At 59.0% G+C, this 13,057-nt stretch carries 13 protein-coding genes; 2 read left to right on the forward strand and 11 right to left on the reverse strand.

Features of this window, described 5'->3' with window-relative positions; translation table 11 throughout:
* Positions 1–130 precede the first annotated feature (130 nt).
* From AC07SU_RS24765 to AC07SU_RS24815, 11 genes are all read right to left on the reverse strand, one after another.
* The gene (locus AC07SU_RS24765; RefSeq protein ID WP_494998507.1) at positions 131–2,092 is read right to left on the reverse strand and encodes a DUF7844 domain-containing protein; all 1,962 of its coding nucleotides are present in this window, start codon (positions 2,090–2,092) and stop codon (positions 131–133) included.
* Entirely contained in the window at positions 2,089–2,409 is a 321-nt protein-coding gene (locus AC07SU_RS24770; RefSeq protein WP_494998508.1) for a DUF2388 domain-containing protein, read from the reverse strand. The genes AC07SU_RS24765 and AC07SU_RS24770 overlap by 4 nt, the downstream gene beginning before the upstream one ends.
* Positions 2,410–2,448: 39 nt before the next feature.
* Positions 2,449–2,757: a DUF2388 domain-containing protein gene (locus tag AC07SU_RS24775; RefSeq protein WP_176994662.1), complete on the reverse strand. Its 309-nt coding sequence runs from the start codon at positions 2,755–2,757 to the stop codon at positions 2,449–2,451.
* Between the two features lie 106 nt (positions 2,758–2,863).
* The gene (locus tag AC07SU_RS24780; RefSeq protein WP_176994663.1) at positions 2,864–3,184 is read right to left on the reverse strand and encodes a DUF2388 domain-containing protein; all 321 of its coding nucleotides are present in this window, start codon (positions 3,182–3,184) and stop codon (positions 2,864–2,866) included.
* A 159-nt stretch (positions 3,185–3,343) separates the two neighbouring features.
* Positions 3,344–3,529, reverse strand: a complete 186-nt coding sequence (locus AC07SU_RS24785; protein WP_176994664.1) for a DUF1127 domain-containing protein — start codon at positions 3,527–3,529, stop codon at positions 3,344–3,346.
* A 263-nt stretch (positions 3,530–3,792) separates the two neighbouring features.
* A complete protein-coding gene (locus AC07SU_RS24790; RefSeq protein WP_010168694.1) occupies positions 3,793–4,008 on the reverse strand; it encodes a DUF1127 domain-containing protein in 216 nt (71 codons plus the stop codon).
* A 314-nt stretch (positions 4,009–4,322) separates the two neighbouring features.
* Positions 4,323–5,819 carry a succinyl-CoA:acetate CoA-transferase ScpC gene (scpC, locus tag AC07SU_RS24795; RefSeq protein WP_494998509.1) on the reverse strand — a complete coding sequence of 499 codons (1,497 nt, stop codon included), beginning with the start codon at positions 5,817–5,819 and terminating at the stop codon, positions 4,323–4,325.
* A gap of 179 nt (positions 5,820–5,998) precedes the next feature.
* The gene (locus AC07SU_RS24800; protein WP_123716752.1) at positions 5,999–7,435 is read right to left on the reverse strand and encodes an NAD(P)(+) transhydrogenase (Re/Si-specific) subunit beta; all 1,437 of its coding nucleotides are present in this window, start codon (positions 7,433–7,435) and stop codon (positions 5,999–6,001) included.
* Entirely contained in the window at positions 7,435–7,755 is a 321-nt protein-coding gene (locus AC07SU_RS24805) for an NAD(P) transhydrogenase subunit alpha part 2 (protein ID WP_003187417.1), read from the reverse strand. Before AC07SU_RS24805 ends, AC07SU_RS24800 begins: the two co-directional genes overlap by 1 nt.
* Before the next feature lie 15 nt (positions 7,756–7,770).
* Positions 7,771–8,892: a Re/Si-specific NAD(P)(+) transhydrogenase subunit alpha gene (locus AC07SU_RS24810; RefSeq protein WP_176994667.1), complete on the reverse strand. Its 1,122-nt coding sequence runs from the start codon at positions 8,890–8,892 to the stop codon at positions 7,771–7,773.
* Positions 8,893–9,344: 452 nt separating this feature from the next.
* Positions 9,345–10,244 carry a LysR family transcriptional regulator gene (locus AC07SU_RS24815; protein WP_494998510.1) on the reverse strand — a complete coding sequence of 300 codons (900 nt, stop codon included), beginning with the start codon at positions 10,242–10,244 and terminating at the stop codon, positions 9,345–9,347.
* Between the two features lie 157 nt (positions 10,245–10,401).
* On the opposite strand from AC07SU_RS24815, the gene AC07SU_RS24820 reads away from it, so the two are divergent.
* Together AC07SU_RS24820 and AC07SU_RS24825 are read left to right on the forward strand one after the other, a co-directional pair.
* Positions 10,402–11,583, forward strand: coding sequence for an acyl-CoA dehydrogenase (locus AC07SU_RS24820; RefSeq protein ID WP_003187423.1), 1,182 nt, complete (start codon positions 10,402–10,404; stop codon positions 11,581–11,583).
* Between the two features lie 10 nt (positions 11,584–11,593).
* On the forward strand, positions 11,594–12,817 hold the full coding sequence (locus AC07SU_RS24825) for a CaiB/BaiF CoA transferase family protein (protein WP_494998511.1): 1,224 nt from the start codon (positions 11,594–11,596) through the stop codon (positions 12,815–12,817).
* Positions 12,818–13,057 lie beyond the last annotated feature (240 nt).

The following is a 13,057-nucleotide window of genomic DNA, read 5'->3' on the forward strand; positions in this document are numbered from 1 at the left end:
TATGTGGAGATTCAATGTGGGAGCCGGCTTGCCTGCGATGGCGCCGGCACATTCAACATCTTTGTTGCCTGGCACACCGCTATCGCAGGCAAGCCAGCTCCCACATTCGGATTGTGTTTGCAGGGAATTATCAGGGCAGTTCGAGGCCGCCAGCGGCCTTGTGCAAGGCGCGCAAGTGCTCGCCCACCTGCTTGAGGTTGGCTTCGCAGGCGGCAATCTCGGCGGCGCGGGCAGGTTCCAGCAGCACCCTCACCTCTTTATCCAGGTCGCCGGTCAGCGTTTGCAGCTGTTTCTGGCGTTGTGCGCTTTCCGATTCGAGGCGCTTGGCTTCAGAGGGTTGCGGCAGGCCATAGCCGCCGCTGCCCAGCAGCTCGGCCGGGCGACTGAGGAAGCCGCTGTTGGCGAGGATTTGTTGCAGGGTGTTGTTGGCTTTTTCCATGCCGCCGTTTTTCAGCTCACGGGCGCCGAGGTAGCGTTGCTTGACTTCATCCTGGGCCAGCATCAGTTGTTTGCGGTAGCTGGCCTGTTCCAGCAGCAACAGCGCGGCGCTGGTGCGCAGATCGGCTTGGCCGAACCACTCGCGGCGTTCCGCTGCGCTGAGTGACAGCCAATCTTCGACCTGAGTCTGCTTTATGGGCAGGTGTTTGCGCAGGACGTCGAACATCGCCTGGTAGCGTTCGCGGAATGAATCGAAGTGATAACCCAGGCGCAGCGCTTCGCGCTTGTCCTTGAGGACGCTGGTATCGGCCAGGCCGCGGGCGCTGAGGACTTCCAGCAAACCGTTGGGGGTGATGTTGTCCAGCCCGGTGAGCTGTGGGTTGGCGCTGCCGCTGCGCAACAGCTTCAGGCTCTCTACCGCACAGTTATTGGAAATGAAGAAGTAGTTGCCGTCGTAGCTCCAGTGCATCTCGGCGGCGTGCTCGACGGTGTCGTTGATTTCCTGGCGCGTGAGTTTGAGCGGCACCGAGGCCAGGCCGCGCAGTTCGGTCTTGGTGTATTCATCGATCACCTGGGCCAGGGGCAGCACGAACAACCGTGACGGGTACTTGCCCACCAGGCCGTCCCAGCTCGACAGCTGTACGTCGCCGACGAAGGCGCGGTAGGACAGGACCAGATGCTGGTCAAGGTCGAGCCGGCAGTCCGGGCCGCGTGGCCGGCCGGGTGCGCAGATCACCAGGCGCAACATGCTGTGGCCCCAGCGGCTGACCAGGTTCTGGTTGGCTTCGGCCAGCAGGTAGTCAATCTCGTAGACGCGCTCCGGGTCGATCTGGCCCAGCGGCGTCTTGGCAAAATCATTGCCTGCGTTCAGAAAGGCATAGGTCTTGGCGCAGGTGTCTTGCTCGGGCGGCGCCCAGCCGAAGTGTTCCTTGTAATAGCGGAACAGCGCCGGGCGGCGGCAGGCGTAGCTCGGGTCGAGGAGGAAGTACTCCATGTTGACCGCGACGAACTCCAGCGGGCTGGTGGTTTCGTAGATGTCCGGGCTGCGCGCCACTTGGTGGTTGTGCTGTTCGCGCTCGCCGCGACGGCCGACGTATTGCGGCCAGCCGGCGAGGTCCAGCAGTCGTGGGTCATCGCTGAGGGTAAAGCGGCGGTCATTCTGGCCACGGCATTGGTCGGGCAAGCCGATCAGGCCGGTGATGTTGTTTTGGCGACTGCAACGATTGATCAGCGCGCGGTCTTCCTTGGACCACAGGCGCGCACGGTCATAAATGTGGGTCAGCTCATGCAACACAGTGGCGAGCATTTCGCGGCGCACGGTGCCGTGGGGACGATTGGTCTTCTGGGTCGCGGCACTGCCATCGGTCAGGCTGGCGAGCAGGTTCTGGTTCAGATCCAGTTCGGAGATCAGGGAGGCCTGGCCGTAGGCGTTCTCGGGCATCTTGTCGGTCCAGCCGACATCGATGGTGCGGTCCAGTTGTTCGATGAAGCGCGGCGGCAGAGAGCGCATCGCTTCATCGAGCAACGCCTGGCTGGCCTGCTGTTCGGCCGGGCTCAAGCCGTCTGACTTGAGCCGCAGTTGCAGGCTGGCCTGGGCTGCGCTTGCACTGAGCAGCACAGCCGTGGCCAGTAGCCAGGCGTTGAGGCGCCTCACAGTGCGAGGATAGCTTCGGCGAGGCTCTGGTCGCTGGCGTCGCGCGTTTCCGGCATGCGCGTACGGATGGTATCGAAGGCCGCTTCCAATTGTGCGCCACGGATCTCGCCATTGGTGGCGACGAAACTGGCGGCATCATCGTGGGCTTCGCGCACGACTTTGGAATCGCGGATGGAAGTGGTGGTGTCCGAGGTGAAATCAATGGTGCGGCCAGAGGCGCGAACAATGATGTTACTGGTGGCCACCAGAGTATGTGCCTGGGCAACATCGGCCAACAACAGCAGGCCGAGAGCGGCGGCGATCAGCGGGCTACGCATGGAATAACTCCAATTACAAAGACGGAAATACAAAGATGATTATTGGACGAGAATTGCTTGTGCCAGTTCAAGGTCGCTGGCGTTAAGTTTTGGCTGGGTTCGGCGCAGGTAATCCAGTGCGGATTCCAGGCGAGCGCCCCGCCATTGGCCGTCAGTGGCTACGAACGCGGCAGCGTCATCCTGGGCGGCCAGTACCAATTTCTTGTCAAAGGGCGCGGAAGTCACCTTGCTGGTGGCGTACACACTTATGACGGTGCTCTGGGTGGTCACGTCGAAGGCCGAAGCCAAGGGCGACCAGACGACTGAAAACAGCACAGGAACGATCAACAGGCGGTATGAAAAAGCCATGGGACTCGACAACTGGAAACGAGCGCCAAGGCTAGCGCAATGCCCGGGCGAGAGCCAGCGTTGAGGCATCCGGGAGCGGCGGGCGCTCCCGTGAATCGCCCTGCCCTCAGATCGCCAGGATGGCCTGGGCCAGTTGAGCGTCTGTTGCTGCATTCAGTTGCGGGGCTTGTTGGCGGATCTGCGCCAGGGCGCTTTCCAACTTGACGCCACGAATGGCACCGTCGCTGGCGACAAAGCTGGCTGCGTCGTCACGGGCAGCTCGCACAACCTTGTTGTCACGCAAGGAAGACGTGGCATCGGAACTGGCGTCGGACGTGGCTTTGAGTGCGCCGACGATTGCGTCGGTGGTCACGATGAGGCTGGTGGCGTTGGCATTGGCAGCCACGGCCAACAAGGCAGCAGCACTCAGCAGGCGAAGACGGGACATGGAAAAACTCCTGTAGATGAACAAATAAGGCGGCGCAAAGCAGCCACTGTGAAACGGGTGTTGTTGCTATTGAGCATCAGACGTCCGTTCTACAAGGTTCGCCACGTGGTAACGGGATCTTAAGCCGCCGTTTATCTGTTCGAAAAGCCTCTCGACCCGTTAGTCACGCCAAAAGGGTTTGGACAGTTCGGCCATTCGGTCGCCGGCGCTGATACCGGCGTCAGACAGTTCGCGTGGATCAAGTTGCGCAAGCTGGCGGCGTTCGTGGGCCTGGCGCGCCCATCTGGCCAGTGCTCGGGCTATACCTGCGATCAACTGTTTATAGCGTGGGGTTTGGGTGGTCATGAGTGGGGCCTTCCATGAGGTCTTGGAACACCATGTTGGGCGGCGCGGGTTTACCGGTACAGATACACTCGATCTAAATTGTACTGCTTAATTGTTATGTTTTTTAAACTGTACCTATCGTGAAGTTGGCCTTCTGTTTTTACCCTCAAAACCCGAACCCCGGAAACAACAAAGCCCGCCTCCGGTTTCCCGGGGCGGGCTTTGCTTTGACAAATCAGGGTGCTGGCGGTGGACCCGGCGGGTCAGGGCCAGCGGGCGCTACATTAGCGCCAGAACGGCTTGCTCAGCTCTTCGTAGCGTTGAGCTTCGCTGATACCGGCGTCAGCCAGCAGACGCGAATCCAGGCGAGCCAGTTGGTGGCGGCTGGAAATGCGGCGCTGCCACAACATCAGGTTGGCGATAACGCGCAAAGGCAGGGAAGCCTGGGTGTTTACAGCTTTTTCTTCGAAGAACAGATCGGAACTGAGTGTACGTTCCATGATGACATCCTTCCGCTTGTGGCGGGATTAGGTAGTGGTTTAACTGATGCCAATGATCCTCTTCCGGCGCAAGACTCTCTAGATACAGTTCACCTGTATTGTGAGGGGCCAGTTAACTGTTTATAGGGGCTGTACTGTTCGTAAATGGGGCAACTGTACCTGTCCGCACTGAAACAGTGCGAAATAGGAGTTTTCGACGGAGTATGTGGGATATTTCGGTAGGAAATGACCGGTACAGCAGTACAGTTTTTTTCAGTTTGTTAAGAAGTACAGCCGAGCTGATGAAACTGTCGTTGCATCAGCTCGGATCTGTATCAATAAGCCTTGAGCATATGCCCGGTTTCTTCCAGGTTGATGTGCCAACTCAGTGCTTCGCGCAGGATGTGTGGCGTATGCCCGCCGATGGCACAGGCTGCGTCGAAGTAAGTGTTCAGCGCATCGCGATAAGCCGGGTGCACACAGTTGTCGATGATCACCCGGGCGCGTTCGCGGGGCGCCAGGCCACGCAGGTCGGCCAGGCCGACTTCGGTCACGAGGATGTCCACATCATGCTCGGTGTGGTCCACATGGCTGACCATCGGCACCACGCTGGAAATCGCGCCACCCTTGGCGATCGACTTGGTGACGAAGATTGCCAGGTGCGCGTTGCGCGCGAAGTCCCCGGAGCCGCCAATGCCGTTCATCATCCGCGTGCCGCAGACATGGGTGGAGTTGACGTTGCCGTAGATATCGAACTCCAGCGCGGTATTGATCCCGATGATGCCTAGGCGACGCACCACTTCCGGGTGGTTGGAGATTTCCTGCGGGCGCAGCACCAGTTTGTCTTTGTAGCGCTCCAGGTTGCCGAACACGTCGGCATTGCGTCGTTCTGACAGGGTGATCGAACTGCCCGAGGCGAAGCTCAGTTTGCCGGCATCGATCAGGTCGAACGTGGAATCCTGCAACACTTCCGAATACATCGTCAGGTCTTCGAACGGCGACTCGATCAGGCCGCACATCACGGCGTTGGCGATATTGCCGATGCCGGCCTGCAGCGGGCCGAGCTTGTTGGTCATGCGCCCGGCGTCCACTTCCTGCTTGAGGAAGTTGATCAGGTGGTTGGCGATGCCTTGGGTGTCGCTGTCGGGCGGTGTCACGGTGGAGGCGGAGTCCGCCTGGTTAGTGATCACGATGGCGACGATCTTTTCCGGCGGAATGGGAATGGCCGTGCTGCCGATGCGGTCATCGACCTTCACCAACGGAATCGGTGTGCGGGTTGGCCGGTAGGTGGGAATATAGATGTCGTGCAGCCCTTCCAGGTTCGGGTTGTGCGCCAGGTTAATCTCGACAATCACCTGCTTGGCGAAAATTGCGAAGCTGGCCGAGTTACCCACCGATGTCGTCGGCACGATGTGCCCCTGTTCGGTGATCGCCACCGCTTCGATGACGGCAATGTCCGGCAGCTTGAGCTGGTTGTTGCGCAGTTGCTCGACGGTTTCCGACAAGTGCTGGTCAATAAACATCACCTCGCCGGCATTGATGGCGCGGCGCAGGGTGCTGTCGACCTGGAACGGCATGCGCCGGGACAGCACGCCGGCCTCGGTCAGTTGCTTGTCCAGGTCATTGCCCAGGCTGGCGCCGGTCATCAAGGTGATTTTCAGCGGGGAAGTCTTGGCGCGTTCGGCCAGGGCGTGGGGGACGGCCTTGGCTTCACCGGCGCGGGTGAAGCCGCTCATGCCGACGGTCATGCCGTCCTCGATCAGTGCGGCGGCGTCTGCCGCGCTCATGACCTTGTTCAACAACGAAGGCAAGCGGATACGATCACGGTACATGGATTGTTATCTCAGGCTACGGAAGCAAGGTGCGCAGTTTAGTGATTTCAAAAAAAATCGGCCCGCTACCATGGTCGAATGCCGGGCAGCGATTTAGAGCCTTTGGTCGGGTTTCATGCGGCAATAAAAAACCCCAGCCTACAAGAGGCCGGGGTTTCGAGTATTGCGCTGAAGCAGTGTTACTCGACGGCCTTGACCATGTCTTCGATGACTTTCTTGGCGTCGCCGAAGACCATCATGGTCTTGTCCAGGTAGAACAGTTCGTTATCCAAACCGGCATAGCCGCTGGCCATCGAGCGCTTGTTGACGATGATGGTCTTGGCCTTGAAGGCTTCGAGAATCGGCATGCCGGCGATCGGTGAATTTGGATCGTTCTTGGCGGCCGGGTTGACCACGTCGTTCGCGCCGAGCACCAGTACCACGTCGGCCTGGCCGAACTCGGAGTTGATGTCTTCCATCTCGAACACCTGGTCGTAAGGCACTTCGGCCTCGGCGAGCAGTACGTTCATGTGCCCGGGCATACGGCCGGCCACTGGGTGGATCGCGTACTTCACGGTGACGCCGTGATGGGTCAGCTTCTCGGTCAACTCCTTGAGCGCATGCTGTGCCCGGGCGACCGCCAGGCCGTAGCCTGGAACGATGATCACGGTGTCGGCGTTGGTCAGCAGGAACGTGGCGTCGTCAGCCGAGCCGGACTTCACTGGTCGCGCTTCTTTAGAGCCGGTTGCCGCAGCGGCATCCGAGGTATTGCCGAAACCGCCGAGCAGTACATTAAAGAAGGAACGGTTCATCGCCTTGCACATGATGTATGAGAGGATCGCGCCGCTGGAGCCTACCAGGGAGCCGGCAATGATCAGCATCGAGTTGTTCAGCGAAAAACCGATACCTGCCGCTGCCCAGCCCGAGTAGCTGTTGAGCATCGACACCACCACCGGCATGTCGGCACCGCCGATCGGGATGATGATCAGCACGCCAAGCACGAAGGCGAGGGCCAGCATCAGGGCGAAGGCGGTGAGGTTGCCGGTGAACATGAACGCCAAGCCCAGGCCCAGGGTAGCCAGGCCGAGCACCAGGTTCAGCTTGTGCTGGCCGCCGAACTGTACCGGTGCGCCCTGGAACAGGCGGAACTTGTACTTGCCCGACAGCTTGCCGAAGGCGATCACCGAACCGGAGAAGGTGATGGCGCCGATGGCTGCACCGAGGAACAGTTCCAGGCGATTACCGGCAGGAATCGAGTCACCCAAGTGTTTGACGATGCCCAGGGATTGCGGCTCGACCACTGCGGCAATCGCGATGAATACCGCAGCCAGGCCGATCATGCTGTGCATGAACGCCACCAGCTCCGGCATCTTGGTCATTTCTACGCGCTTGGCCATGATCGAACCGGCGGTGCCGCCGATCAGCAGGCCGACAATCACATAGCCGATGCCGGCAGTTGCCAGCTCAGCGCCCAGCTTATAGATGAGGCCTACGGTGGTGAGCACCGCCAGCGCCATGCCGAGCATGCCGAACAGGTTGCCGCGCCGCGAAGTTGTTGGGTGCGACAGGCCTTTGAGGGCCTGGATAAAGCAGATCGACGCGATCAAGTAGAGCGTCGTGACCAGATTCATGCTCATTACTTAGGCGCCTCTTCTTTTACTTTCGGGGCTTTCTTCTTGAACATCTCAAGCATCCTGCGGGTGACCAGGAAGCCGCCGAACACGTTTACCGCCGCCAGGGCCACGGCCAGGGTGCCCATGGTCTTGCCCAGTGGGGTCACGGTGAGAGCGGCAGCCAGCATGGCGCCGACGATCACGATTGCGGAAATGGCGTTGGTCACCGCCATCAAGGGCGTGTGCAGCGCGGGCGTTACGTTCCAGACCACGTGGTAACCGACATAAATCGCCAGCACAAAGATGATCAGGTTGTAGATACCGGGGGAGATAAGCTCTTCCATCGTCTGAATCCCTGCTTAGGCGTTTTTGCGGATGACTTGGCCGTCGCGGCACATCAGGCACGCGGCGACGATGTCGTCTTCGAGGTTGATTTCAAACTGCCCTTCCTTGGTGAAGACCAGCTTCAGGAAGTCCAGCAGGTTGCGCGCGTACAACGCTGAGGCGTCGGCGGCAACAGCGCCGGCCAGGTTGGTCGGGCCGCAGATGATCACGCCGTTTTCGACGACGACTTGGTCGGCGACGGTCAGTGGGCAGTTGCCACCTTGGGCGGCGGCGAGGTCGATGACCACGGAGCCGGGTTTCATCTGCGCGACCGTTTCGGCACTCAGCAGGGTCGGTGCCTTGCGGCCCGGGATCAGTGCAGTGGTGATGACGATATCGGCCTGCTTGGCGCGCTCGTGCACGGCCAGGGCCTGGCGCTGCATCCAGCTGGTGGGCATCGGACGGGCATAACCGCCAACGCCGACGGCGCATTCACGCTCTTCATCGGTCTCGTAGGGCACGTCGACAAACTTGGCACCGAGGGATTCGATCTGCTCCTTCACGGCCGGGCGGACGTCAGACGCTTCGATCACAGCACCCAGGCGCTTCGCCGTCGCAATCGCCTGCAGGCCCGCGACGCCGGCGCCGAGGATCAGCACGCGTGCGGCCTTAACCGTGCCGGCAGCTGTCATCAGCATGGGCATGAAGCGCGGATAGTGATGAGCGGCGAGTAGTACGGCCTTGTAGCCCGCGATGTTGGCCTGGGAGGACAGCACGTCGAGGCTCTGGGCACGTGAGGTGCGTGGCGCGGCTTCGAGGGCAAAAGCGGTAATACCGCGTTCGGCCAGCTTGGCGATGGTTTCGTTGCTGAACGGGTTGAGCATGCCCACCAATACGGTGCCGCTTTTGATCAGCGCCAGTTCGCTGTCGCTGGGAGCGACCACCTTGAGAATCAGCTCGGCGCCAAACGCATCGCTGGCACTGCCAATGGTTGCGCCTGCCGTTTCATAGGCACTGTCGACGACGCTGGCTTTGACGCCGGCTCCGCTTTGAACAGTGACCTTATGGCCCTGGCCGATCAGCTTCTTGATGGTTTCCGGGGTGGCAGCCACCCGCGTTTCACCGGTCTGGGTTTCGAGAGGAACACCAATGTGCACGTCAAATCTCCTGCATGATCTTTTTGCTTTTGATCTTTTTGTAAAAAGGCCAGTGCACCGTGAGTGGCGCATCTGGGGCGGCCGATCAGCACGATCCCGCTGAAATGACAGCGGGGCGCGGCATTTTGCAGGCGAACTTTACGGCCTTCAAGGGATTATGACGGGTGACGAAAAATTAACTACAAGTCACCCTGTGACTGATTGTCGCAATGCAATGAAATAACCTCTTTAAATACAGGTGTTTAAAGGGTTGTAGCTGAATATTGGGTGTTTCTTCATCGTTGGTGTGAATGGTCGTGCATTGGCTTGTCGTAGTCGCTGTACGCCTTGAAAATCATGGCTCTTAGCCTTAATTCAGGGGGATAAGTACAGTCTGCTGAAAGGCGACATATACGTATATCTGTAGGTCTTTATTTTATTTGACTACAGGGTCAATAATCGTGGTTTGTCCTTTAAATACTGGGGCTGTAGCGTTGCGACTGATCGAGCAGCCAGTCCCTGAAGGCGTGTAATGACGCCGATTCGACTTTTCTCTCGGGAATCATCAGGTAGTACGCCTTCGAGCTGCTCAGTGCTTCGGGGTTGGCGATCACCAGCTGGTGCTCGTCGAGCTCGCGCTGGATGAGGAACGGTGGGATCAGCGCGACGCCCATGTCATGCATGGCTGCCTGGGACAACATCGAGAATAGCTCGTAACGCGGGCCTGTCATGTCGCGAGGGATGTTCAGATGTTGCGCGTTGAACCATTGGCGCCAGGCGTAAGGCCGCGTGGTCTGCTGCAGTAGCGGCAGTTCGGCAATTTCCTGGGCGCTGAAGTGGGTACGTGTGCCCAATAAGCGCGGGCTGCAGACGGGAACGGGGTTCTCGCCCATCAGTCGGTGGGATTCGGTACCTGACCAATCGGCATCACCGAAGTAGATCGCAGCGTCGAACTCGGTGTCTGCAAACAGGAATGGGCGGGTACGGTTAGTGAGGTTGACCGTGACTTCCGGGTGTTTGTGCTGAAAGTCCTTCAGGCGCGGGATCAGCCATTGAGTGCCGAAGGTTGGCACCACCGCGAGCTCGATGACATTGGCGCCCTGCTGCCCCATGACCGACAGGGTGTCGCGTTCTACCGCGTCCAGCTGCATGGCCACGCGGCGACTATAAGACAGCCCCGCCTCCGTCAGTTTTACCCCGCGTCGCGATCGCCGAAACAGCTCGACACTCAAAAACTCTTCAAGACTGGCGATTTGTCGGCAGATAGCGCCTTGAGTGATGGAGAGCTCATGTGCGGCCTTGGTAAAGCTCTCGTGGCGGGCTGCCGCTTCAAAGCTGACCAGGGCGGTGGTGCTGGGGATCTTTCTGCGCATGTAACTTGTCCTCACTTATAAAACGCATATACGTCGTATATGGCGGTTTCGAAGTGAGAAATTAGCACAACCCTATGCGGAAACCTCGTTTGCCCTCTGCGTTTGCCCGGCCTAGTCTGCATCCACGACTTCTGATTTTTTCCGCGAGGACTTATTCATGGCTGGCAAGGCAAGCTTCAACTGGATCGATCCACTGTTGCTGGATCAACAGCTCACCGAAGAAGAGCGCATGGTGCGCGACAGTGCTGAGCAGTTCGCTCAGGACAAGCTGGCGCCCCGTGTGCTCGAAGCCTTCCGCCATGAAAAGACAGATCCCGCGATCTTCCGCGAGATGGGCGAGACCGGCTTGCTGGGGGCGATGATTCCCGAGCAATACGGCGGCAGTGGTTTGAACTACGTCAGCTATGGGTTGATTGCCCGTGAGGTCGAGCGTGTCGACTCTGGTTATCGTTCGATGATGAGTGTGCAGTCGTCACTGGTGATGGTGCCGATCAACGAATTTGGCACTGAGGCGCAGAAGCAGAAGTACCTGCCGAAGCTGGCTTCCGGCGAGTGGATCGGTTGTTTCGGCCTGACCGAGCCTAATCACGGCTCAGATCCGGGCGCGATGATTACCCGGGCGCGCAAGGTGGATGGCGGCTACAGCCTGACGGGCGCCAAGATGTGGATCACCAATAGCCCGATTGCCGATGTGTTTGTGGTGTGGGGCAAGGATGATGCGGGTGATATCCGTGGGTTTGTCCTGGAGAAAGGTTGGAAGGGGCTGAGCGCCCCGGCGATCCACGGTAAGGTCGGCCTGCGTGCCTCGATTACCGGCGAGATCGTGATGGACAACGTCTTTGTGCCTGAAGAGAACATCTTCCCGGATGTGCGTGGTTTGAAAGGTCCGTTTACCTGCCTTAACTCCGCGCGTTATGGCATTTCCTGGGGCGCATTGGGGGCCGCTGAGTTCTGCTGGCATACAGCCCGCCAATACACCCTTGATCGTCAGCAGTTCGGTCGCCCATTGGCAGCGACCCAGCTGATCCAGAAGAAGCTGGCTGATATGCAGACCGAGATCACCCTGGCGCTGCAAGGTTGCCTGCGCCTGGGCCGGATGAAGGATGAAGGGACGGCAGCAGTCGAGATCACGTCGATCATGAAGCGCAACTCGTGCGGCAAGTCCCTGGACATTGCGCGCATGGCGCGGGACATGTTGGGCGGCAACGGTATTTCGGACGAATTCGGTGTGGCGCGTCACCTGGTCAACCTTGAAGTGGTCAACACCTACGAAGGTACCCATGACGTGCACGCCTTGATCCTTGGGCGCGCGCAAACCGGTCTTCAGGCGTTCTATTAATAGGAGCACAATCATGGGCGCGCTTTCGCACCTGCGGGTGCTGGATTTGTCGCGAGTGCTGGCGGGCCCTTGGTCCGGGCAGATCCTCGCGGACCTTGGGGCTGAGGTGATCAAGGTCGAGCGACCGGGTAATGGGGATGATACGCGGGCGTGGGGGCCGCCTTTCCTCAAGGATGCCTATGGTGAGAACACCAGCGAGGCGGCGTATTACCTTGCGGCGAACCGCAATAAGGAGTCGGTCACTATCGACTTCACACGACCGGAGGGGCAGAAGCTGGTGCGAGACCTGGCTGCCAAGTCCGACATCCTGATCGAGAACTTCAAGGTGGGCGGTCTTGCGGCGTACGGGCTGGATTATGAGTCGCTGAAGGAGATCAACCCGGAGCTGATCTATTGCTCGATCACGGGGTTTGGTCAAACCGGGCCTTATGCGGCGCGTGCGGGTTATGACTTTATGATTCAGGGCTTGGGCGGTCTTATGAGTCTGACCGGTCGTCCGGAGGGTGATGAGGGGGCTGGGCCGGTGAAGGTCGGCGTGGCGTTGACCGACATCCTCACGGGGCTCTACTCGACCGTGGCGATTTTGGCGGCATTGGCTCATCGGGATCATGACGGTGGCGGGCAGCACATCGATATGGCATTGCTGGATGTGCAGGTCGCGTGTCTGGCTAATCAAGCGATGAATTACCTGACAACTGGCGTGTCCCCGAAGCGCCTGGGCAATGCTCACCCGAATATCGTGCCTTATCAGGATTTTCCTACGGCTGATGGTGATTTCATTCTTACGGTTGGTAACGACGGTCAGTTCCGCAAATTCGCTGAGGTGGCCGGGCAGCCGCAGTGGGCGGATGATCCGCGCTTCTCTACTAATAAGCTGCGGGTGGCTAATCGGGCGGAACTGATTCCGCTGATTCGCCAGGCTACCGTGTTCAAGACGACGGCGGAGTGGGTGGCGCAGCTTGAGCGAGTGGGTGTGCCTTGTGGGCCTATCAATGATCTGGCGCAGGTGTTTGCTGATCCGCAGGTAAAGGCGCGCGGGCTGGCGTTGGAACTGCCACATGCGTTGGCTGGAATGGTGCCGCAGGTTGCGAGCCCAATTCGTTTGTCCAAGACGCCTGTTGAGTATCGCAGCGCTCCTCCTCTATTGGGTGAGCATACGGCTCAGGTGCTGCAGGACGTGTTGGGGTTGGGGGCTGCCAACGTGGCCGATTTGAGAGCGCTGGGTGTGATCTGAGTTTTCTTTCTATATAGGTAGAGAGGTTTCTGGGTTGTTTCTTGGTTGTTTTTTAATCAATCCTAACTAATTGATAGAGAAGGCAAATTAAGAGTTGACGGCAGATTCTGGAAGTCTATAATTCGCCCCACTTCCGGCGCAGTCGAAACGTAAAACTCCTTGATAAACAATGAGTTATGTAGGTTTTGACGGTAAGTTGCTTCAGTTCATCGAAGCCAAAAGGAAGTTGAAAAAGAGGTG

It is taken from the genome of Pseudomonas sp. GW821-FHT05H12 (assembly GCF_059419385.1).